We start from the raw sequence: 22,382 nt of genomic DNA, 5'->3' as shown, positions 1-22,382 counted from the left end.
AAGCGGGCGCTCACTCAAACACCTTCAGCGCCGCCGCCAGGCTGGCGCCGGACAGCTCTCCAAGATGGCTACCCTTCAATTGACCATCCGGCCCGTAGAACAACGTGGTCGGGTAGGCCATGGCGCCGACTGCCCGGGCCAGGTTGCCGCTGGTGTCGTAGAGCACGTCGGCAGGGTTGACACCGGTGGTGCCCAGGAAGGTCGCCGCCATCGCCGGCGTTTCGCCCTGGTTCACGTACACGAACCGCACGCCGGGCCGCGTTTTTTGCGCGGCCACCAGCACGGGCATTTCCCGCCGGCATGGTGGGCACCAGGTGGCCCAGAGGTTCACCACCAAGGGTTGGCCCCTATAGTGGCTCAACGTAACCGGGGCACCGTCGCTATCAACAAGCGGTGGGTGCGGCAGGCTGCTGCGCGCCTGTTGCCAGCCAAGCGCCAAGCCACCGGCCAGCCACACGGCAAGGCCAGCCGTAATGCCCCAACCCAGTGCCCGCCTTCGTGCAGGCTTGCGCCAGCCGAAGGTCAGCGCCGCCAGGCCCGCCACCGCAATGCCCGCCCAGGGCACGAAGCCTCCATCGCGCAGGTCGAGAACCTGCCAGGGCGCAAGCCGGTATTGCGCCCAATACACCGATACGAAAGCGAATCGCGCCGCCACCACTGCCAGCACGAACAGCCAGAACACCAGTGAATCCGAAAGTGTGCTGCCTTTCACGAGCGAGCAGCGCCGAGCGACCAGCATCGCCAGCCCCAGCGCCAGCAGTAACACCACATTGGAAATAGACAGGGCCAACGGCCCCAGGGAAACGCTTAACATGACGCACTCCAGCAAGGTTCAGCGCGCACCCTGAACGCGGCCGGTTAAACGGCGGTTAAACGCGGCGCCGGGCGGCTAATGCAGGCTTAATGGCCGCGAGGTAATCTGGCCGCCTGTGAAAAGGTTACCCCCATGCACGTATTGATTTGTGAAGACCACGACCTGATTGCCAGCGGCATCGTTGCCGGGCTCACCGCCCAGGGCGCGGTGGTGGACCGGGTAGGCACCGCCAGCGCTGCCGAAGCCTTGCTCAAGGCCGCGCAGTTCGATGTGATGGTGCTGGACCTCGGCCTGCCTGATGAAGACGGGCTGAAGCTGCTCAAGCGCCTGCGTCAGCAAGGCCAGGCCCTTCCGGTACTGGTGCTGACGGCCCGCGATGCGGTAACCGACCGCGTGGCAGGGCTGGAGGCGGGTGCCGATGATTACCTGGTCAAGCCCTTCGAGCTGCGCGAGCTGAGCGCCCGGCTGCACACGCTGCTGCGGCGCATGGCCGGCCGAACCGTCAATCGTATCGAGCATGGCGCGCTGTGCCACGATCCCAGCAGTTGCGAAACCTGGCTCCATGGCCAGCCGGTCGACCTTTCCCGCCGCGAGCAGGCCTTGCTTCAAGCGCTGTTGCAGCACAAGGGCCGGGTGCTCAGTGCCGAGCAACTCAAGGACAGCGTGTATGGCTTCGGTGACGAAGTGGAAAGCAACGCGCTCAATGTGCACATCCATTACCTGCGGCGAAAGCTGGGCAACGGTATCGTGGAAACCGTGCGCGGCCTTGGCTACCGGCTTGGCCCAGCGGCTACCTCCGGGCAGGTGCAGCCATGAGCTTGCGCGTGCGATTGATGCTGATCCTGGGCGGCGCGTTCGTACTCATCTGGGCCTTGGCCGCGGCCTGGATGTTCCGCGACCTGCGCGGGCAGATGATGTTTTCCCTCGATCAGCGCCTGGTGGCGTCAGCGCGGATGGTGGCCGGCCTGGTGCAGCAACTCCCGCAGCCGCTGCGGGCCCAGGACGGCGAGCGCATCAGCGCGGACCAGTCCAGCATTCCCGATGGCATGGCGTGCAAGGTAAGTTCGCTGCGCGGGGAAATTCTCGCCACCAGCCATCAGGGTGTCGAGGCTGAACTGGGGGAGGAGGGTGGTGGTTTTCATGATCAGGTTATAGATGGCGAGCACTGGCGCAGCTTTACCCTCAGCCACGGTGACGTGCGCATCACCACGGCCGACCGCCAGCAGGAACGCGAGGCACTGAACCAGTCGGTGCTGCTGGCGGCCTCCGTTCCGGTAGTGGTGGCTTTGCTGGGGAGCCTGGGGGTGCTTTGGCTTGGCGTGGGCCAGGGCCTTGCGCCACTCAACCGTATTCGCGATGCCCTTACCCGGCGCAGCCCTGATGCCCTGGAGCCACTGCTGGTGCGGCCATTGCCGGCCGAGTTGCGGCCCTTGGTGGAGACTCAAAACCAGCTGTTCCTGCGCATTGGCGAGGCGATCGAGCGCGAGCGGCGGCTCACCGACGACGCGGCGCACGAGCTGCGCAGCCCGCTGACTGCTGTGAAAACCCACTTGCAGGTCGCCCGCATGACTGATGGCGCGGCCCGGGATGCCGCGCTGGCCAATGCAGAAGAGGGCGCCGACCGCTTGCACCGTACGCTGGATCAACTGTTGCTGCTGGCACGGGTAGAAGGGCGGCTGGCCTTTGAGGAGAACCGAGGCTGCGCCGTTGCGGACGTGGCCCGGCTGGCGATCAATGACACGACCGGCGATGCCCGGCGGATCGAAACGGACGTCGAGGACAGTACTGCTCAAGTGCCCTTGGGCGTGCCACTCACGCTGGCTGTGGCGGCCCTGCGCAACCTGCTCGACAACGCCTTGCGCCACGGGGGCAGCGAGCGGCCGGTGCAGTTGGACGTGTGCCGTGAAGGTGAGCATGCACTGTTCCGGGTGCGGGACCGCGGCCCCGGTATTAAGGAAAGCGAACTGGCCCACCTGACCGAACGCTTCTGGCGTTCGAGCCATAGCCAAGGGTGCGGCCTGGGCTTGGCGATCGTGCAGGCCATTGTTCAGCGCTGCCAGGGCCAGCTGGATTTCCAGCCGATGCCCGACGGCCTGCAGGTGGAGTTGCGGTTGCCACTGGGCGCCATGGCAGGCGGCTAGTAGCCAGCCCCTACCGCTTGCCGAGGCCGAGTTGCCGCCTGTAGGGGCAATCGTCTATTATGTTTGACATTAATCGCCCCCCTTCTTCGGATGCGCCCTGTATCCGGCAATCCTTGAAGCGAGATGATTGAAATGTTTTACAACTGACCAGCCTCGGCGGTGCTTCGTGAAAAGCGTAACTACAAAAAACCGGTCTAAACCGGTCGTCCTCATGACCATGGGCGTGCAAGAGCGTAAAGGTCACCTGTATCAAGTGATGACTCACAAGTACATCACTCCTCTGGTCGACATTGCCGGCTGCGTGCCGGTGCTGGTTCCGACCTGCTGCGGCATCGAAGACCTGGACCACTACCTGGACATGGCCGACGGTGTGTACCTCACCGGCGCGGGCTCCAACATCGACCCCGCACTGTACGGCCAGGAAAACCTCACCCCAGAGAAGACCCAGGACCGTGACCGTGACAATTTCGACATCCCGTTGATTCGCGCCGCGCTTGACCGCGGCCTGCCGATCTTCGCCATCTGTCGTGGCATGCAGGAAATCAACGTCGCCCTGGGCGGTGATATACACCAGAAGCTGTACACCGTGCCGGGCGTGCAGGATCACCGTGAAAACCCGGAGGATCCTGTGCCTGCCCAATACGGTGACAGCCATGGCGTAAATGTTGCCCCGGGCAGCTGGCTGGCCGAGGCGCTGGGTGCCGAGAGCATTCGCGTGAACTCCCTGCATGGCCAAGGCATCGACCGCCTCGCTGAAGGGCTGGAAGTGCTGGGCAAGGCCCCGGACGGCGTGATCGAGGCGTTCCATGCGCCGGCCATTTCACCGTTCCTGCTGGGCGTGCAGTGGCACCCGGAATGGCAAGCGACACAAAACCCGGTGTCGGTGAAACTGTTCGAAGCCTTCGGTGAGGCATGCCGCCGCTTCAAGGCGCAGTAAACTTCAGGCTCGAATAAAAAAACCGCTGGCAACTCGAACGTTGCCAGCGGTTTTTTTATGGGTAACGCTCAAGCCACCTGCGGGCTCGAGCGTAGCGGTCAGCTGCTGGTGGCGGCGCTGAAGTCCAGTTTCTCGCCACGGTTGGCCGACAGTTGCGGCATCAGCGAGCCCACGATCATGCCCAGCGCGCTGCACAGCAGGCCGGCCAGCTGAGGCGGCCAGAAGGCGTCGGGCTGGTGCGTATATTCAAGCCCGCCCCACACGGCCACGCCGGTGAACATGGCCAGGAATGCTCCCTGGGTGGTGGCGCGTTTCCAGAACAGCCCGAAGAACAGCGGCGTCACCGCGGCTACCAGGGTTACTTTGTAGGCGTTGCCGACCATCTCATAGATGCTGGATTCTGAGTGCAGCGCGAAGGTAATGGTCGCGGCAGTCATGGCCAACACGCTGCAGCGCATCGCCAACAGTGCTTGCTTGTCACACATCTTCGGCAGCAGGGGGCGCAGGATGTTTTCGGTGAAGGTCACGGACGGGGCGAGCAGGGTGCCCGATGCGGTGGACATGATGGCCGACAGCACCGCGCCAAAGAACATCACCTGAGCGAACAGCGGGGTACGTTCAAGGATCAGCCGCGGCAGAATCAGCTGCGAATCGGTGCCCAACAGTTGTTCAACCATGACGGGGTCGATCAGCTTGGCCGAATAGATCAGGAAAATCGGCAGCATGCAGAAGCACAGGTAGAAACAGGCACCGGTCATCGAGGCACGGGAAGCCACCGTCTCGTTCTTCGCCGACATCACGCGGGCATACACGTCTTGCTGGGGGATAGAGCCAAACATCATGGTTACGGCCGCGCCAAGGAAGGCGACGATGTCCTTGGGCGAGGTCCCTTGCAGGAAGTGCAGCTTGCCTTCCGCCGCAGCGTGGCTGATCACCACCTGCGGGCCGCCGGCCATGCCGCCGATCAACCAGGTGAGGTAGAACAGGCCGGCCACGATGATGATCATCTGCAGGAAGTCGGTCATGGCCACCGACCACATACCGCCGAACAGGGTGTGCAACAGCACGATGAGCGTGCCCAGCAGCATGCCTTGAGTGATGGTGAGGCCGCCGTCGGACAGCACGTTGAACACCACGCCCAACGCGGTCAGCTGCGCGGCAACCCACCCCAGGTAGGAGGCGATGATGACCAGGCTGGTGAGCAACTCCACCTGAGGGCCGAAGCGCTTTCGGAAGAAGTCACCGATGGTCATCAGGTTCAGGCGGTATAGCGGGCGGGCAAACACCAGACCCACCAGCATCAGGCAACCGAAGGAGCCGAAGGGATCCTCGATGATGCCCGAGAAGCCTTCCTGCAGGAACGCGGCAGGAATGCCGAGCACGGCTTCGGAGCCGAACCAGGTGGCAAATACCATCGCGACCACCAAGGGGAACGACATGCTCCGGCCCCCGGATGCGAAGTCCCCTGAGTTCTTGACCCGGGTGGATGCATAAAAGCCTACAGCGACGGTGATAAGCAGGTAGATCGCGACAAACCAGATCAGCATGTGTTCGTTCCGTGGGTTCGGCCAGTGTCGCGACCCGGCAGGAGGCGGCACCGCGAATGGCTGTTTATTTTTGTTGGCACGTAGCCGGGGCGCGAAAGCCTCGGTGGGCACGGGGCGGAAGTCTGCCAAGCCTGTAAAATATGTCAAACGATATTGGACGGTTAAGCTTAAAAAAATGGTCAGGTGGGTCAAAATGCCCACCCGGTGCTGACAATAATTAACGGGCTGAAAGGATCATGCAGGTGGTGCTAGCGGTGGCATAAAGCCGCCCCTGCACATCCACGATGCGCCCTTCGGCCAGCGCGGACGACCGGCCGACGTGCACCACGGTGCCAATGGCACGCACCGGCCCGGTGGCAGCGGTAAGCGCCCGCACGTAGCTCACCCGCAGTTCCATGGTGGTGTAGCCCTGGCCCTGCTGCAGCCGGGTATGGATTGCACAGCCCATGCACGAATCCAGCAGGGTGGCGGCATAGCCCCCATGCACACTGCCCAGCGGGTTGTAATGGCGCTCCTCGGGCGTGCCCTGGAATACGAACCGCCCTTCGCCCCATTCTATGGGCACGAACCCCACCAGCTCCCCGATCGGCGGGGAAGGCAGTTCTCCTGCGGCGATACGCTCGAAAAAGGCCTGCGCAGACAAGGCGCTGGCCTGCGCCAAGCTGATGATGCCCGGCGCGCCTAGCCGTTCCTGCACGGCCTGAGCCTGGGCGAGCCATTGCTCCAGCGTTTCCTGGTGCACTTGATCTGTCATGGGGCAGCTCCTGGCGATGGGGTTCGAGGTGATCATATTACGGCCGAAATATTAAGCAAGCCGCCAATTCTTGGCCGGTTTGTTATCCTGCGCGCCTTATTGCGCATGGCGCTTCAGCGAACGCCACAGGGAAGTGGCCCCATATCGAGACCTTTATGGAAATTGCCCCTGTTGCGAATCGGCCCGCCGCCTTGTCACGAGCGGACCACAAAACCCTTGGCCTGGCAGCGCTTGGCGGCGCGCTGGAGATCTACGACTTCATCATCTTCGTGTTCTTCGCGCTCACGTTGTCGAAGGTGTTTTTCCCACCTGAAATGCCCGAGTGGCTAAGGCTGTTTCAAAGCTTCGGAATATTTGCCACGGGCTACCTGGCGCGGCCGCTGGGCGGGCTGGTCATGGCGCACTACGCTGACCGGCTGGGGCGCAAGCGCGTGTTCAGCCTCAGCATCCTGATGATGGCGCTGCCCTGCCTGATCATCGGTGTGATCCCGGTGTATGCGCAGATCGGCTACTGGGCCCCGCTCACGCTGCTGGCACTGCGGGTGCTCCAGGGCGCGGCGGTAGGGGGCGAAGTACCCAGTGCCTGGGTATTCGTGGCCGAGCATGTGCCGGCAGTTCGGCGCGGCTATGCCTTGGGGTTTCTGCAGGCGGGGCTGACCTTTGGCTACCTGCTGGGTGCGCTGGTGGCCACGGCCATGGCACGTACACTCAGCCCCGAGCAGATGCTTGACTACGGCTGGCGCTTGCCGTTTCTGCTGGGCGGGCTGTTCGGCATCATCGGGGTGTGGCTGCGCCGCTTGCTGAGCGAGACGCCTGTGTTCCTGGCGATGCGCGAGCGGCAGGCCGCCGGTACCACATTACCGCTGGCCCAGGTGTTGAAGGCGCACCGGGCAAGCTTGTTGCCAGCGGTTGTGATGACCTGCGTACTGACCACTGCGGTGGTCATTCTTGTGGTGCTTACGCCGACCTTGATGCAGCAGCGCTTTGGCTTGAGCGCTGCCGATACCTTCGGGCTAAGCGCCTTGGGCATCGTGGCGTTGAATATCGGCTGCGTATTGGCAGGGTTGCTGGTGGACCGCATCGGCGCCTGGCGAGCCTTGCTGGTGTACAGCTTGCTGCTCCCCTTGGGTACGGCCGTGCTGTACGGCACCTTGGTGCTGGGCCTTGGCAGCCCGGGCCTGGCCTATGCCGTCGCAGGGTTGTGCAGTGGCGTGGTGGGCGTGGTGCCCGCGGTAATGGTAGGGCTGTTCCCGCCAGAGGTGCGGGTGTCGGGTATTTCCCTCACCTATAACCTGGCCTATGCGCTGTGGGCCAGCCTCACGCCGCTGGCATTGCTGGCCCTGGTGCCCTGGAGCCCCTGGGTGATGGTGGGCTACAGCGTGTTGATGGGGCTGGTGGGCGTAGCGTGTTGCCTGCTGCGGCGCAGGTAGTAGAACCGGGCGAAAGCCCGGGAATGTCCGCGTAAGCAGGCAAAATCCCTTCCCTATCGTAGGAGCAAGCGAAGCCGAAGGCGAAGCTCGCGAATAAGGGGGGGCAGATCAGCTGCGCAGCGCCGGCCAGCCATCGCTCACCAGAAACAGCCGCTGGGCCTCGTGGGCATATTCGCCCTGGGGCACCATGCGTACCAGCAACTGGGCTGGGGCGTCGGCAGGGAGTTCATCCAGCCAGTGCTGCAAGGTAAAGGTGTCCCATAGCTCTGCCGTGAGGCACCGCGCCGGTGCCAGCCAGCGGGCGCGGGGCAGGGGCTGCCAGTAACCGCGGGCATTGGCGGCCATCGCTGGCCATTGGCAACGATGCAGCCAGTCCCCGCGCAGATGTTCCGGGTTGGCGCCGGCCGGGGGCTCGCCATGGGCATGCCAAGGGTAGAAGAGGTAACCGCCCAGCCACAGCCAGGGCTCCGGCCCCGACAGCCCGAGCGCCGCCAGCCGTTGGCGCGCTGCCGGTTGATTCGAGAGCGGCAACTGATGGCTGCTCAGGTGCAGCAGCTTGCGGTCCAGGCGGTCATCGCGGCCGGGGCCCAGCCAGTCGGCGGTGTTCTCGCCGCTGCTGTCATCACGGCCCAGGTAAAACTTCACGGCCAACTCCACGTGGTGCAACCCGTCACGGTCCCGCAGGATGGCGTCCATTTCCCCAAGGGTATGCCCGCTCTCGCGGACGGGGAGGTTGGCCGCCAACAGTTCTACGCCCGGCGCCTCGCGCAAGGCAAACTGCCACAAACGTTCATAGTAGAGGCCCAGCCGGTGAGTCGAACTCACAGCCAGCCAATCGCTCAAAGCAGTATCGTCACGGTCGAGCAGCCGTAGCCAGCGGGCCATCAGCTCTGGCGCGTCGGCCCACTCGCTGCCCTGTAACGGGTGGCGCTGGGCCCAGGGCGCCTGGCTCAGCATGGCCGGCGATGTGAGTACCCAGGCAAGGTCGCGCACTGCCGGGCGGTGCAGCAGGCGAGGAAGGTCGACAAGCGAGGCGAAAGGGTTCATCTGCGCAGCATAGACGCTGAAGCGGTTTTCATCCCTTGCAAATTCAGCCGCATGCTTTTTGTCTGGCCCGGCGCTTTGGCCCATAATCGCTGCTTTGCCTCACCAGACCACCGGGAGCCCCATGGAGCAGTTTCGTAATATCGGTATCATCGGCCGCCTGGGCAGCACGCAGGTGCTCGACACCATTCGCCGGCTGAAGAAGTTCCTGGTGGAACGGCACCTGCACGTGATTCTGGAAGACACCATCGCCGAAGTGCTCCCCGGGCATGGCCTGCAAACCTCTACCCGCAAGATGCTGGGTGAGGTGTGCGACCTGGTGATTGTGGTGGGCGGCGACGGCAGCCTGCTGGGCGCGGCGCGTGCACTGGCCCGCCACCACATCCCGGTGCTGGGTGTGAACCGCGGTAGCCTCGGGTTCCTTACCGACATCCGCCCCGACGAGCTTGAGGTGAAGGTAGCCGAGGTGCTCGATGGGCACTACCTGGTCGAAAGCCGGTTTTTGCTCGAGGCCGAAGTGCGCCGCCATGGCGAGGCCATCGGCCAGGGGGACGCCCTCAACGACGTGGTGCTTCACCCTGGCAAGTCCACCCGGATGATCGAATTCGAGATCTATATCGACGGGCAGTTCGTGTGCAGCCAGAAGGCCGACGGCCTGATCGTGGCCACCCCCACCGGTTCCACTGCCTATGCGCTGTCGGCTGGTGGCCCGATCATGCACCCCAAGCTGGACGCCATCGTGATCGTGCCCATGTACCCGCATACGCTGTCGGGCCGGCCCATCGTGGTGGATGGCAACAGCGAGCTGAAAATCGTGGTAGCCAAGGACATGACCATCTACCCGCAGGTGTCCTGTGATGGGCAGAACCACTTCACCTGCGCCCCGGGCGATACCGTGACAGTGAAGAAAAAACCGCAGAAGCTTCGCCTGATCCACCCGCTGGACCACAACTACTACGAGGTATGCCGCACCAAGCTCGGCTGGGGCAGCAAGCTCGGCGGCGGAGGCGAGTGATGCTCGACCCTTCCCGAAGGTACGACCTGATCGGCGACGTGCACGGCTGCGCGCACACCCTTGAGCACCTGCTCGACACCCTGGGCTACCGTCGCCAGGGCGGGGTATGGCGCCACCCGCAACGCCAGGCAGTGTTCCTTGGCGACATCATCGACCGCGGCCCGCGCATCCGCGAGGCCTTGCACATCGTCCATGACATGGTGGAAGCCGGGCAGGCCTGGTGCATCATGGGCAACCACGAATTCAATGCGCTGGGCTGGGTCACCCCCGCACTGCCCGGTTCAGGCAAAGCCTACGTACGCGAGCATACGCCGCGCCACCAGCGGCTGATCCAGGCAACGCTGGACCAGTTCGAACACCACCCCGCGGACTGGCAGGATTTCCTTGGCTGGTTCTACGACATGCCGCTGTTCGTGGATGCAGGGCGGTTCCGCCTGGTGCATGCCTGCTGGGACAGCAACCTCATCACGCCGCTGCGCCAAGCCTTCCCTGATGGCCGGGTGGATGCCCATTTCGTCCAGGCCTCCAGCGTGTCCGGCAGCTTTGCCGCGACCGTCTTCGACCGCCTGCTGCGTGGCACCGACATGCGCCTGCCCGATGGCATGGCCATCACCGGCGGGGACGGCCTTACCCGTGCCTTCTTCCGTACCAAGTTCTGGGAAGATGACCCGCAAACCTATGGGGATGTGGTGTTCCAGCCCGATGCGCTACCTGACGCCGTCGCCCGCAGGCCATTGAGCCCGGGGGACAAACGTGCGCTGCTGCGCTACGGCCCGCATGAGCCTTTGTTGTTTGTAGGCCACTATTGGCGCAGCGGTGATCCAGCGCCGATCCGCCCCAACCTGGCGTGCCTGGATTACAGCGCAGTGCTTTACGGCAAGATGGTCGCGTATCGGCTGGATGACGAAACCGTGCTCGACCCCGCCAAGTTCGTGTGGGTGGATGTCACCCGGCCGGAGCCTGCCCATTGAAGCCGGTTCCCGCGCTGCGCCTGCCTGTTACCCATGATCTTGGCGGCTTCGTTCGCCTGCTGCGCCGGCTGCAAGTGCCGCATCGGGTAACCGAGGAGGGCCACGAGCAAGTGCTCTGGGTGCCCACCGAACATATGGCCGAACAAGTACGCGTGCTCCACGAGCGCTACCCGGATGGCGACAATGCCCCGAGCACCGCGCCGCCCGGTTTGCCCGGGCCAGGCCGCGCGGCCGGCGCCTGGCGGCAACTGCGTGCCAGTCCGGTCACCACCTGCGTGTTGCTCATCTGCCTGATCGTTGCGGCCATCAGCCTGCTGGGGGAGAACCTGGAGCCGTTGCATTGGCTGACCTTCGTGGATTTCCACCAGCAAGGGGACTACGCCTGGTTCGTGCCGTGGATCGAAACCCTCGAAGCGGGGCAGTGGTGGCGGCTGGTAAGCCCGATCTTCATCCACTTCGGCATCCTCCACCTCACCATGAATGGCTTGTGGTTCTGGGAGCTTGGCCGGCGAATCGAGTGGCGGCAGGGCTCCTGGGCCCTGGCTGGCCTCACCGTACTGTCCGCCGGGGTATCCAACCTGGCGCAATACCTGTGGAGCGGCCCGGCCTTGTTTGGCGGGTTGTCCGGTGTGCTATACGCGCTGCTTGGGCACTTGTGGCTGTTCAACTGGCTGGCGCCGTCGCCGTTGTATCGCATGCCCAAGGGCGTACTCATCATGATGCTGGCCTGGCTGGGCCTGTGTCTGCTGGGCGCGGCGAGCGTGCTGGGCTTCGGGGATATTGCCAATGGAGCGCATTTGGGCGGGTTATTGATAGGTTGTATCACGGGCCTATTGGGTGGCGCCCTCGCACGCCGTAAAATACCGTCACTTTGAATAGCCTGGAACCGCGATGACCACCTTCGCCGAGATGATCGAAAACATCACCCCCGATATCTACGAGAGCCTCAAGTTGGCTGTCGAGATTGGCAAATGGCCCGATGGCCGCAAGCTCAGCCAGGAACAGAAGGAGCTGTCGCTGCAGGCAGTGATCGCCTGGGAGCTGCAGAACCTGCCCGAAGACCAGCGCACCGGTTACATGGGGCCGCAGGAATGCAGCTCCAAATCCGCGCCCATCGGCAATATCCTGTTCAAGTCGGATGCCATCCATTGATCGGCACACCCATGACCGAGCTGGGCCGTGGCGCTGTCAGCAAAATGGCCATCCGCATCGAAAACGACCGTGCCTGTTACGACCTGCGTGTCGGCGACACCCGGGTGCCGCTCAACGCCTTGATCGGGCAACGCCTCAAGCTCGAATACCTGGGGGCCATCCACTGCACCAACTGCGGCAAACGCACCAAAAGCAGCTACAGCCAAGGCTACTGCTACCCTTGCATGACCAAGCTGGCCGCCTGCGACCTGTGCATCATGAGCCCCGAACGCTGCCACTACGAGCACGGCACCTGCCGTGAGCCGAGCTGGGGCGAGCAGTTCTGCATGACCGACCACATCGTGTACCTGGCCAACAGCTCCGGTATCAAGGTGGGCATTACCCGCGCCACGCAGTTGCCGACGCGCTGGCTGGACCAAGGCGCGAGCCAGGCGTTGCCGATCCTGCGCGTGGCCACGCGTCAGCAGTCCGGCCTGGTGGAAGACCTGTTCCGCTCGCAAGTGCCAGACCGCACCAACTGGCGGGCGCTGCTCAAGGGCGATGCCGCCGAGGTGGACCTGATTGCGGTACGCGAGCAGTTGTTCGACAGCTGCGGGGCGGGGATCACGATGTTGCAGGAGCGCTTCGGCCTGCAGGCGATCCAGCCCCTGCCAGACGCCGAAGTGGTTCGTATCGGCTATCCGGTGCAGGCGTACCCCGGCAAGATCACCAGCTTCAACCTGGACAAGGACCCGGTGGTCGAAGGCACCCTGACCGGCATCAAGGGTCAATACCTGATATTCGACACCGGCGTGATCAACATTCGCAAATACACGGCCTACCAGCTCGCCGTGCACCAGTAGAAGGACGAGGCCATGCGCACAGAACAGCCGAAAACGATCTATCTCAAGGATTACAAGGCCCCCGACTACCTGATCGACGAAACTCACCTCACCTTCGAGTTGCACGAGGACCACACCCTCGTGCATGCCCAACTGGTAATGCGGCGTAACCCCGAGGCAGGCGAAGGCTTGCCGCCGCTGGTGCTCGACGGCCAGGAGTTGGAACTGCTGTCGCTCAAGCTGGACGACCGCGAGCTGGGCGCCGCCGACTATCACATCGACGACACCCACCTTACGCTGCAGCCTTCGGCGGCCAGTTTCACGGTGGACAGCAGCGTGCGCATTCACCCGGAAACCAACACCGCGCTGGAAGGCTTGTACAAGTCCGGCAAGATGTTCTGCACCCAGTGCGAGGCCGAAGGCTTCCGCAAGATCACCTGGTACCTGGACCGCCCGGACGTGATGAGCCGGTTCACCACCAGCCTGAGCGCGGACAAGCAGCGCTACCCGATTTTGCTGTCCAACGGTAACCCCGTGGCCAGCGGCGAAGACGAAGACGGTCGCCACTGGGCCACCTGGGAAGACCCGTTCAAGAAGCCCGCCTACCTCTTTGCGCTGGTGGCTGGTGACCTGTGGTGCATCGAGGACACCTTCACACGCGCTTCCGGCCGCGACGTGACCCTGCGCATTTATGTCGAGCCGGAAAACATCGACAAATGCCAGCACGCCATGAACAGCCTGAAGAAGTCCATGCGCTGGGATGAAGAAGTCTACGGCCGCGAGTACGACCTGGACATCTTCATGATCGTGGCCGTGAACGACTTCAATATGGGGGCCATGGAAAACAAGGGCCTGAACATCTTCAACTCCAGCTGCGTGCTGGCCAAGGCCGAAACGGCCACCGATGCCGCTCACCAGCGGGTCGAGGCGGTGGTGGCCCATGAATACTTCCACAACTGGACCGGCAACCGCGTGACCTGCCGCGACTGGTTCCAGCTGTCGCTCAAGGAAGGCTTCACGGTGTACCGCGACGCGGGCTTCTCGGCCGACATGAACTCGGCCACGGTGAAGCGCATCGAGGACGTGGCCTACCTGCGTACCCACCAGTTCGCCGAAGATGGCGGCCCGATGGCACACCCGGTTCGCCCGGCTAGCTTCATGGAAATCTCCAATTTCTACACCCTCACCGTGTACGAAAAGGGTGCTGAAGTAGTGGGCATGATCCGTACGCTGCTGGGCGCGGAGGGCTTCCGCAAGGGCAGCGACCTGTTCTTCGAGCGCCATGACGGCCAGGCCGTGACCTGCGACGATTTCATCAAGGCCATGGAAGACGCCAACGGCGCGGACCTCACCCAGTTCAAGCGCTGGTACAGCCAGGCGGGCACCCCGCGGCTGGCCGTGAACGAGGCGTACGATGGCGCCGCAGGTACCTACAGCCTGACCTTCCGCCAAAGCTGCCCACCTACCCCGGAAAGCGCGGAAAAGCTGCCCTTCGTGATCCCGGTCGCACTTGGGCTGCTCAACGCTCAAGGCGAGGACATTGCGCTGCAGTTGCAAGGCGAGGGCGCGCCCGGCGCTACCACCCGCGTACTGGCCGTGACCGAGGTCGAGCAAACCTTCACCTTTACCGGCCTTGCCGAAAAACCGTTGCCGTCGCTGCTGCGCGGCTTCAGCGCCCCGGTCAAGCTGAGCTTCCCCTACAACCGCGACCAGTTGATGTTCCTGATGCAGCACGACAGCGACGGCTTCAATCGCTGGGAGGCCGGGCAGCAACTGTCGGTGCAAGTGCTACAGGAGCTGATCGGCCAACACCAGGCCGGCCAGCCGCTGGAAGTGGACCCTCGCCTGATCACCGCGCTGGGCACCTTGCTCAAAGATGACAGCCTGGATCAGGCCATGGTCGCCGAAATGCTCTCTCTGCCGGGTGAGGCTTACCTGATGGAGTTGAGCGAAGTGGCGGACGTGGACGCCATTCACGCCGCGCGCGAATTCGCTCGCAAGCGCATTGCCGATGAGCTTTATGACGCGCTGTGGGCCCGCTACAGCGCCAACCGCGAGGTGTCGCGCAACACGGCCTACGAGGCGAGCGCCGAGCATTTTGCCCGCCGCAGCCTGCAGAATATCGCGCTGTCTTACCTGATGCTAAGCGGGCGCGATGAAGTGCTGAAGGCCGCGCTGGAGCAGTACGACCACTGCGACAACATGACCGAGCGGCTCACCGCGCTGGCTGTGCTGGTGAATTCGCCATTCGAAGCCGAGCGTGCCAAGGCGCTCGAAGCCTTCGCCGAGCACTTCAAGGACAACCCGCTAGTGATGGACCAGTGGTTCAGCGTACAGGCGGCCAGCACGTTGCCTGGCGGGCTGGAGCGAGTGAAGGCGTTGATGGAGCATCCGGCATTCAGCCTGCGCAACCCCAACAAGGTGCGCGCACTGATCGGCGCGTTCGCCGGGCAGAACCACATCAACTTCCATGCGCCCGACGGCAGCGGCTACCGCTTCCTGGCGGACCTGGTGATCCAGCTCAACGCGCTCAACCCGCAGATCGCCTCACGCCAGCTCACGCCGCTTACCCGCTGGCGCAAGTTCGGCGGCGCACGCCAGGCCTTGATGAAAGGCGAGCTGGAGCGCATCAAGGCCAGCGGCCCGCTGTCCAGCGATGTGTTCGAAGTGGTCAGCAAAAGCCTCGCGTAACTCTCCGGCGCGCCCTGCCTCCCGCGGGGCGCGCCATGCGACGCGCCACACTCGCCTTATCGCCAGCGTGAATGGCCTCCCGGCAGGGGTAGGTTGTGCGCTATACCTCCTCCTGGCCGCCACTAACAACAACAAAGGAAGGCTCCATGGGGAAAACGCTTTTGCTCGCGCTTTCATTGCTGGCCCCGCTGTATTGCGCGGCAGCTGCAAACCCACCCAAGCCACTCGAGGCTACCGCTGAACGGGCCCTTCATGGCTTGCTGCTGGACGTGACCACTGCGGGTGAGCGGCTGGTGGCGGTCGGCGCCCGGGGGCAGATTCTTTTTTCCGATAACGCGGGCGAGCAGTGGCAACTCGCCGAAGCGCCGACCCACGCCCTGCTGACGGCCGTTTATTTCGCCGATGCCCAACATGGCTGGGCGGTGGGCCATGATGCACAGATACTCGCCACTACCGACGGCGGTGCTCATTGGCAGCTGCAGCATGAAGACCTCGCCCGCGAGGCGCCGTTGCTGGACGTGTGGTTCGCCGACGCTCAACGCGGCCTAGCCGTGGGTGCCTACGGGCAACTGTTGGCCACCCGCGACGGTGGGGCAAATTGGGAAGATGCCAGCGAGCGCGTGGACAACCCCGACCAGCTGCACCTCAACGGCATTGGCGCCAGCGGCGATGGCAGCCTGTTCATCGTTGGCGAGCAGGGCAGCCTGTTCCGCTCCCGCGACGGCGGAGAACAATGGGAACGGCTCGAATCCCCTTATGACGGCTCGCTGTTCGGCGTACTGCCCACACAAGAACCCGGCACGGTGTTGATCTATGGCTTGCGGGGCAACCTGTTGCGTTCCACCGACGATGGCGACACCTGGCAAACGGTTACCCCAGGCACCAAGCAGGCGCCGGTGAACAGTGGGCTGGCAGGCGGCGCATTGCTGAGCAACGGTGGGCTGGTGATCGTGGGCAATGGCGGCGCGGTACTGCGCAGCGACGATAACGGCGCGACCTTCAACGCGTTCATTCGCCCGGACCGGCAATCGCTGGCGGCGGTGACCGAGGCACCGGGGGGCGAGCTGTGGCTGGTGGGGCAGGGCGGCGCCCGCCGCTCAGAGGCAAACGCAACCAGGGAGGCTGTGCAATGAACCAGGCGACCGTACCCCCACCGCCCGAGTCCCAACGCGCCGGCTTGCTGGAACGGCTGATCTTCGACCATCGCCTGACAGTAATCGGGCTGTGCCTGATCACCAGCGTGGTGCTGTTCTGGCAGGCGTTGCAGATACGCCCGTCCACGAGCTTCGAGAAAATGATCCCGCTGGGCCACCCTTACATCCAGAACATGATGGCCCACCGCAACGACCTGGCGAACCTGGGCAACACCCTGCGCATTTCCGTGGAAGCCACCGACGGCGATATCTTTCAGCCCGCCTATATGGACACCCTGCGGCAGATCAACGACGAGCTGTTTTACCTGCCCGGGGTAGACCGTGCCGGGCTCAAGTCGCTCTGGAGCCCCAGTGTGCGCTGGACCGAAGTCACCGAGGAAGGATTTGCCGGCGGTGAAATCATCCCTCCTGGTTACGACGGCTCCGACCCGAGCCTGGGAAAGCTGCGGGATAACGTGCTCAAGTCCGGGCTGGTGGGACGGATGGTCGCCAATGACTTCCGCTCCACGATCATCGAGGTGCCGTTGCTGGAGCGCTATGCCGACCCGCAGAACCCCAGCGCGGTCGTGCAGCTCGATTACCGCCAACTTTCCCACGCCCTGGAAGCCAAGGTGCGCGACAAGTACCAGGCGCAAAACCCTCAGGTACGGATTCACATCGTTGGGTTCGCCAAAAAGGTAGGCGACCTGATCGACGGGCTGTTCATGGTGGTGATGTTCTTCGCCGTGGTGCTGCTGGTCACCCTTGTACTGCTGCTGGCGTTCACCCGCTGCCTGCGCAGTACGGTCGCGGTGCTGCTGGCCACCTTGGTGGCGGTGGTGTGGCAGCTGGGCCTGATGCACGCGTTGGGCTTTGGCCTGGACCCTTACTCCATGCTGGTGCCGTTCCTGATTTTCGCCATCGGCATTTCCCACGGCGTGCAGAAGATCAACGGCATTGCCTTGCAGTCCGGTGATGCAGACAACGCACTGATCGCGGCGCGGCGCACCTTCCGCCAGCTGTTCCTGCCCGGAATGATCGCCATCCTCGCGGACGCCGTGGGCTTTATCACGCTCTTGGTGATCGATATCGGGGTGATCCGTGAACTGGCGATCGGCGCCTCGGTAGGGGTGGCGGTGATCGTGTTCACCAACCTAATCCTCTTGCCTGTGGCTATTTCCTACGCGGGCATCAGCGGCCGCGCGATAGAACGCAGCCGCCGCAATGCCCACCGCGACCACCGGTTCTGGCGGGTGCTGTCCGGCTTCGCCAGCCCACGGGTCGCCCGGGTATCGCTGGTGCTGGCACTGGTGGCCTTCGCCGCCGGGCTCTGGTACAGCCAGCGCTTGCAGATCGGCGACCTCGACCAAGGCGCCCCGGAGTTGCGCGCCGATTCCCGCTACAACCGCGACAACGCCTTCATCATCCAGCATTACTCCACCAGTTCCGACGTGCTGGTGGTGATGGTAAAAACCGGCGCCGAACAATGCTCCAGCTACCCGGTAATGGCGGCCATCGACGAGCTCAGCTGGGCCTTGGAAGGCACGCCCGGTGTGCAGTCTGCGGTATCGCTGGTGACCGTGTCCAAGCAAGTGATCAAGGGCATGAACGAGGGCAGCCTGAAATGGGAAAGCCTGTCGCGCAACCAGGACGTACTCAACAACTCCATCGCCCGCGCGGACAGCCTGTACAACGCCAACTGCTCGCTGGCCCCGGTATTGGTATTCCTCAATGACCACAAGGCCCAGACCCTCAAGGCAGTGACCGCCACGGTGCAGGCGTTCGCCGCCGAGCACGACCGCGACGGCATGACCTTCCTGCTGGCTGCGGGCAATGCGGGCGTGGAAGCGGCTACCAACGAAGTGATCGCCTCGGCCGAGTTGATCATCCTCGGGCTGGTATACCTGTGCGTTGCGGTGATGTGCTTCATTACCTTCCGTTCGCTGGCGGCAACGTTGTGCATCGTGCTGCCGCTGGTGCTGACCTCGGTACTGGGCAACGCGCTCATGGCGGCCATGGGGATCGGGGTGAAAGTGGCCACGCTACCGGTGATTGCGCTGGGGGTGGGCATTGGCGTGGATTACGGCATCTACATCTATAGCCGCCTGGCCAGCTTCCTTCGCGCCGGGTTACCCCTGCAGGAGGCCTATTACCAGACCCTGCGTTCAACCGGCAAAGCCGTGCTGTTCACCGGGCTGTGCCTGGCCATTGGCGTGGCCACCTGGATGTTCTCGGCTATCAAGTTCCAGGCCGACATGGGGTTGATGCTCACCTTCATGCTGTTGTGGAACATGTTTGGCGCGTTGTGGTTGCTGCCGGCGCTGGCGCGGTTCCTGATAGTGGGGCGTAACGGCGGCAGCCTGCCAACAGCCGGCCCGTTGTTGCACTGACGGCAATGCGCTTTCAGGCCTTGCCCCGCTGAAACCTGGCGGGGCGGGCTGGGCGCCTCATGCCTGTATCGCGCGCCAGTGTTCAATGCACGCCGCAAGAAACCTACCTCTTTGCCAGCTTGTTGGCAGCTCTGGGGGGCCACACCCTCTCGAGCAGTCGGCCATTGAAGGCCGGCCGTCCTTTCAAGCAATGCTCGTAGAGGTAGCTATGCCACGCAAAGCAGGCTTTATCCAGACAGCTGTGCCCACGCCCCGTCATGGCCGGGTGATCACGCCCCGCTCGCGGGCGGTGATCATGCGCGAAGACCACGATGCCTTCGATGCATCAATCCCTAACTCCCTGGAAGCCGGTAAATTCTTTCCGCTGACCGCCAGCGGCCTCGCCGACCCACTGGCACCCCAGGACGGGGTGAACGCCACGCCGCCCGCCGATGGCAAGATCGCCAGCGCTGGTAATCCGAATGCGAGCATTCTGGACGCCGCTGGCGCGCATTGGGCCAAGCATTCGGTCCAGCCCCTGCAGCCGCTGGAAATTTCCTGGAGTTATTCCGCGATCCATACCACCCGGCGCTGGAATTACTTCATCACAAAGCCGGGCTGGAACCCCGACGCGCCGCTGTCCCGGGCGCAGTTCCACGAAGAGCCCTTCCACACGGTGGAGCTCACCTGGCAACCCCATTGGGAATACGGCGCAGAGCTCACACCTGCCGACCCCACCGTGCACAGCCTGCACTTGCCCGATTACCGGGGCTACCACGTGCTGCTGGCGGTATGGGAAGTTGCCAACACGGCAATGGCGTTTTATCAGGTAATTGATCTGGACTTCGGCGAAGGCGACGGGGAGCCTGGCAACCCGCCGGAAGCGCCGACCAATCTGCATGTGATGGCCACTGAGGCAACCGCGATACAGCTTATGTGGAATGCATCCGCCGGTGGAAACGTGGCGCACTATGAGGTGTACCGTGACGGCGGGGTTGTGGCGACCGTAGCCGGGGTAACTACCCAGCACACCGACGCCGGCCTTGCCCCCAACACGGCCTATGAGTACGCGGTGATAGCGGTTGATGCGCAAGGGCGCTGGTCAGCGAAAAGTAACGTGGTGACTGCCACCACCAAGGCCGACAGCGGTGGCACGGCGTGGGCGCTGAACACGCATTACCACATTGGCGATGAAGTGACCTGGCAGCAGCGGACCTATCGCTGCCTGGCTGCACACATCGCCAAATCCCAGACCAACGTGCCGGACCAGTTCCCGTTCTGGGCGCCGCTGGGGTGAGCTAAGCCCTCGTTGCATAAAGGGCGCCTAGGTGGCGCCCGCCTTGTACGCAGCCGAGTACGTTGTGGGAAGCAACCGTCGTGAGCTGTTTTTCTCAAGTCATTCCCAACAGCAGGTGTTCAGGCCTGGCTACGCAGCAGTGGATGGGCGGGTTCAAGCTGTAAACGCCTGGGGAAGCGGCGAGGCCGGCCACCCGACCATCCGGGGAGCCGTAGGCGTAGCCCGGGAATGTTCGCAGGCTTCGCCTACTCTCATGGAACAAAGTTGTTCAGAGTGCGACAGCGGACCCTTGTAGGAAGCGGGCGCCAGCTCGCGAAAAATGGCTATTCGCGAGCTGGCGCCCGCTTCCCACAGGGTTAGAGGTCTCCTATAAAATGGCGCGTGTCAGGACATTGGTACTCACCTGTGGGGAAGCGACGGGGCCGGCCCATCCGGCCATAGCTCGCGAAAAACAGTCATTCGCACGCTGTTTCGATGAGAAAGGCTTACAACCCCAATTGCTTCCCCAACACAACATTCAAGGCATTGCGCGCATCGTCCAGTTGCACCAGCGCCGCATGCTGCGCGCCCAAAGGGTCTCGGCTCTCGATCGCCGTAAGGATCGCCTTGTGCCGAGGCATCGCCAGCTCATGCAGATTCGGCCGCTGGTTGGAGTGGCGCAGCGCCTCGCGCAGGGCCATCGACAGCATGTTGCACAGGTGCGCCAGCAGGTCGTTATGGGTGGCGTCGGCAATGCGGCTATGGAAATCCAGGTCGGGCTGCAACAACGCTTCCGGTGTTTTTGCCGCTTCCATGCGCTGATACGCCTCGCCAATGGATGCGACATCCTCCGGGGTGGCGTGCTGAGCCGCCAGCGCCGCGGCCGCCGGCTCGATGATCGCGCGCACGCTGGTGAGCAGCGCAAAGAATTCATTCTGCGGCGTGGTTTGCATTACCCAGTGCAGCACATCCGGGTCCAGCAGGTGCCATTCCTTGCGCGGCTTCACTACCGTGCCCACCCGCGGCCGGGAATACACCAGCCCCTTGGCCACCAGCACCCGGGTAGCCTCGCGCAACACCGGCCGGCTGACCGCATACTCCTCACACAACAACGCCTCGGGCGGCAGCTTCTGGTCCGGCGAAAAACGGCCAGACACAATGTGCATGCCCAGCTCCTGGACGATACGGGCGTGCATGCTCTTGCGTTCGGAGGGTTTGCGGTAATCCATGGGGCGGGGTAATACCTGCGCGGGCGGAGCGGGCATGATAGCGCAAAGCGGGGTGGATGCCGAAGGGGGGCGCTGTTGGGCGCCCCTCGAGCATGTGGGAGGCGGGTTGCCAGATAGCGCTTGATTACGCCCCCGTCAGGAACATCGCACCTAGAAGTATCAGGCCGCAACCGATGATTTGAATACGAGCCAACCTTTCTCTGAGTAGAACCACTGCGATGATACAGGCCACTGCTCCGGACAAGGTGCTCAGTACCGTAACCACCGCCGGTGAGCCACTGGCCAATCCCCAGGCGAAACACAGGAAACCCGTTACGTTGGCGACCCCAGCCCCTAACAAGCAAACGCAATTGCGTGTTTGAAGTCGGGGGATCCTGACAGAAAAAGCGGTCACAGCAGCCCCAACCATGACCACCCCAACGACGCTATTCAACAGCAGCATTTGTGCGGGTTCGAGAATAGGCAGAACGTATGTGCCCTGAATCCAGAAACTCAGTCCCCAGAGACATGCGGCACAGAGGGCAGACAGTATTGGAAAGGCTGAAGCCCCTGAGCTGGCGGCTTTCTCTCTTCCGGACTGAGAAACAAACACAACGCCTACAGCGCAGACGCCGATCCCTAAGTACTCGGCCTGGCTTAAGACGTCTCCCCCAGCCCAACTGAAAAAGGCGGTGAAGCATCCGTAAGTCGCTACCAGTGGCGCGATTATCGATATCTTGCCCCACTTGAAAGCCAGGCAGAGCAACAGGGCGCCGATGGACATCAGTACGGCAGAGATAAAAGCCTTTAAATATGTATCCGCATATGCTGGATCAAAGTGGAACGGCCATACGGTAAGCACAAGGGACGACAGTACAACGAAAGCCACCAAATGACTGAACAGTAACGACCACAAAACCCCTGTCTTTTTGGAGTTGACGCCTACGAGGAAGTCTGTCAGCCCCCAGAGTGCGGCGGTTAGTAAGCCTAATAGTAAACTCATAATTACCCCATTGCCGATTTGGAAAGGCATATGGGAGATCAAGAGGTACGAAAAGTCTAGGGCAATAGTTGAAGAC

At 63.2% G+C, this 22,382-nt stretch carries 19 protein-coding genes; 13 read left to right on the top strand and 6 right to left on the bottom strand.

The genetic code is table 11. The features are described from left to right. Window positions 1-10 precede the first annotated feature (10 nt). Complete coding sequence (locus AC3Z8Y_RS14380; RefSeq protein WP_490086379.1) at window positions 11-814, bottom strand: TlpA family protein disulfide reductase; 804 nt, start codon at window positions 812-814, stop codon at window positions 11-13. A 132-nt stretch (window positions 815-946) separates the two neighbouring features. Between AC3Z8Y_RS14380 and AC3Z8Y_RS14375 the strand changes: the two genes are divergently transcribed. From AC3Z8Y_RS14375 to AC3Z8Y_RS14365, 3 genes are all read left to right on the top strand, one after another. Beyond that, window positions 947-1,630, top strand: a complete 684-nt coding sequence (locus tag AC3Z8Y_RS14375) for a response regulator (RefSeq protein WP_490086378.1) — start codon at window positions 947-949, stop codon at window positions 1,628-1,630. After that, on the top strand, window positions 1,627-2,955 hold the full coding sequence (locus AC3Z8Y_RS14370) for an ATP-binding protein (protein ID WP_490086377.1): 1,329 nt from the start codon (window positions 1,627-1,629) through the stop codon (window positions 2,953-2,955). Before AC3Z8Y_RS14375 ends, AC3Z8Y_RS14370 begins: the two co-directional genes overlap by 4 nt. A gap of 211 nt (window positions 2,956-3,166) precedes the next feature. Next, window positions 3,167-3,892 (top strand): gamma-glutamyl-gamma-aminobutyrate hydrolase family protein, encoded by a 726-nt coding sequence (locus AC3Z8Y_RS14365; protein WP_490086376.1) that lies wholly within the window; start codon window positions 3,167-3,169, stop codon window positions 3,890-3,892. A gap of 98 nt (window positions 3,893-3,990) precedes the next feature. On the opposite strand, the gene AC3Z8Y_RS14360 is transcribed toward AC3Z8Y_RS14365, so the two are convergent. Together AC3Z8Y_RS14360 and AC3Z8Y_RS14355 are read right to left on the bottom strand one after the other, a co-directional pair. Beyond that, complete coding sequence (locus AC3Z8Y_RS14360; protein WP_490086375.1) at window positions 3,991-5,439, bottom strand: high affinity choline transporter 1; 1,449 nt, start codon at window positions 5,437-5,439, stop codon at window positions 3,991-3,993. A 217-nt stretch (window positions 5,440-5,656) separates the two neighbouring features. Continuing rightward, a complete protein-coding gene (locus AC3Z8Y_RS14355) occupies window positions 5,657-6,193 on the bottom strand; it encodes a PaaI family thioesterase (RefSeq protein WP_490086374.1) in 537 nt (178 codons plus the stop codon). Between the two features lie 155 nt (window positions 6,194-6,348). Here AC3Z8Y_RS14355 and AC3Z8Y_RS14350 point away from each other — a divergent pair, with 155 nt between their 5' ends. Beyond that, window positions 6,349-7,623, top strand: a complete 1,275-nt coding sequence (locus AC3Z8Y_RS14350; RefSeq protein WP_490086373.1) for an MFS transporter — start codon at window positions 6,349-6,351, stop codon at window positions 7,621-7,623. A 108-nt stretch (window positions 7,624-7,731) separates the two neighbouring features. Here the strand turns inward: AC3Z8Y_RS14350 and AC3Z8Y_RS14345 are convergent, their stop codons facing one another. Further along, window positions 7,732-8,670, bottom strand: coding sequence for a DUF1853 family protein (locus AC3Z8Y_RS14345; protein ID WP_490086372.1), 939 nt, complete (start codon window positions 8,668-8,670; stop codon window positions 7,732-7,734). Between the two features lie 121 nt (window positions 8,671-8,791). On the opposite strand from AC3Z8Y_RS14345, the gene AC3Z8Y_RS14340 reads away from it, so the two are divergent. The 9 genes from AC3Z8Y_RS14340 (at window position 8,792) to AC3Z8Y_RS14300 (ending at window position 20,116) form a co-directional block, all read left to right on the top strand. Then, complete coding sequence (locus AC3Z8Y_RS14340) at window positions 8,792-9,682, top strand: NAD(+) kinase (protein ID WP_181116870.1); 891 nt, start codon at window positions 8,792-8,794, stop codon at window positions 9,680-9,682. After that, window positions 9,682-10,653, top strand: a complete 972-nt coding sequence (locus tag AC3Z8Y_RS14335) for a metallophosphoesterase (RefSeq protein WP_490086371.1) — start codon at window positions 9,682-9,684, stop codon at window positions 10,651-10,653. Before AC3Z8Y_RS14340 ends, AC3Z8Y_RS14335 begins: the two co-directional genes overlap by 1 nt. Further along, a complete protein-coding gene (locus tag AC3Z8Y_RS14330) occupies window positions 10,650-11,528 on the top strand; it encodes a rhomboid family intramembrane serine protease (RefSeq protein WP_490086370.1) in 879 nt (292 codons plus the stop codon). Before AC3Z8Y_RS14335 ends, AC3Z8Y_RS14330 begins: the two co-directional genes overlap by 4 nt. A 16-nt stretch (window positions 11,529-11,544) precedes the next feature. Continuing rightward, the gene (locus tag AC3Z8Y_RS14325) at window positions 11,545-11,805 is read left to right on the top strand and encodes a YeaC family protein (RefSeq protein ID WP_181116860.1); all 261 of its coding nucleotides are present in this window, start codon (window positions 11,545-11,547) and stop codon (window positions 11,803-11,805) included. Between the two features lie 11 nt (window positions 11,806-11,816). Next, complete coding sequence (locus AC3Z8Y_RS14320) at window positions 11,817-12,647, top strand: DUF2797 domain-containing protein (RefSeq protein ID WP_181121496.1); 831 nt, start codon at window positions 11,817-11,819, stop codon at window positions 12,645-12,647. Between the two features lie 12 nt (window positions 12,648-12,659). Further along, window positions 12,660-15,317, top strand: a complete 2,658-nt coding sequence (gene pepN / locus AC3Z8Y_RS14315) for an aminopeptidase N (protein WP_490086369.1) — start codon at window positions 12,660-12,662, stop codon at window positions 15,315-15,317. 146 nt (window positions 15,318-15,463) lie between these two features. After that, window positions 15,464-16,450 (top strand): WD40/YVTN/BNR-like repeat-containing protein, encoded by a 987-nt coding sequence (locus AC3Z8Y_RS14310; RefSeq protein ID WP_490086368.1) that lies wholly within the window; start codon window positions 15,464-15,466, stop codon window positions 16,448-16,450. Then, window positions 16,447-18,840 (top strand): efflux RND transporter permease subunit, encoded by a 2,394-nt coding sequence (locus AC3Z8Y_RS14305; protein WP_490086367.1) that lies wholly within the window; start codon window positions 16,447-16,449, stop codon window positions 18,838-18,840. The genes AC3Z8Y_RS14310 and AC3Z8Y_RS14305 overlap by 4 nt, the downstream gene beginning before the upstream one ends. Window positions 18,841-19,048: 208 nt before the next feature. Further along, window positions 19,049-20,116, top strand: coding sequence for a lytic polysaccharide monooxygenase (locus tag AC3Z8Y_RS14300; RefSeq protein WP_490086366.1), 1,068 nt, complete (start codon window positions 19,049-19,051; stop codon window positions 20,114-20,116). A gap of 485 nt (window positions 20,117-20,601) precedes the next feature. Here AC3Z8Y_RS14300 and AC3Z8Y_RS14295 read toward each other — a convergent pair whose 3' ends face one another. Both AC3Z8Y_RS14295 and AC3Z8Y_RS14290 read right to left on the bottom strand, forming a co-directional pair. Continuing rightward, complete coding sequence (locus AC3Z8Y_RS14295) at window positions 20,602-21,324, bottom strand: FadR/GntR family transcriptional regulator (protein WP_490090006.1); 723 nt, start codon at window positions 21,322-21,324, stop codon at window positions 20,602-20,604. A 124-nt stretch (window positions 21,325-21,448) separates the two neighbouring features. Then, window positions 21,449-22,336, bottom strand: coding sequence for an EamA family transporter (locus tag AC3Z8Y_RS14290; protein ID WP_490086365.1), 888 nt, complete (start codon window positions 22,334-22,336; stop codon window positions 21,449-21,451). Between the last annotated feature and the right edge of the window lie 46 nt (window positions 22,337-22,382).

The organism is Pseudomonas sp. 3MAES_34.3B, assembly GCF_058145875.1.
This window is presented reverse-complemented; position numbering and strand designations above follow the sequence as displayed.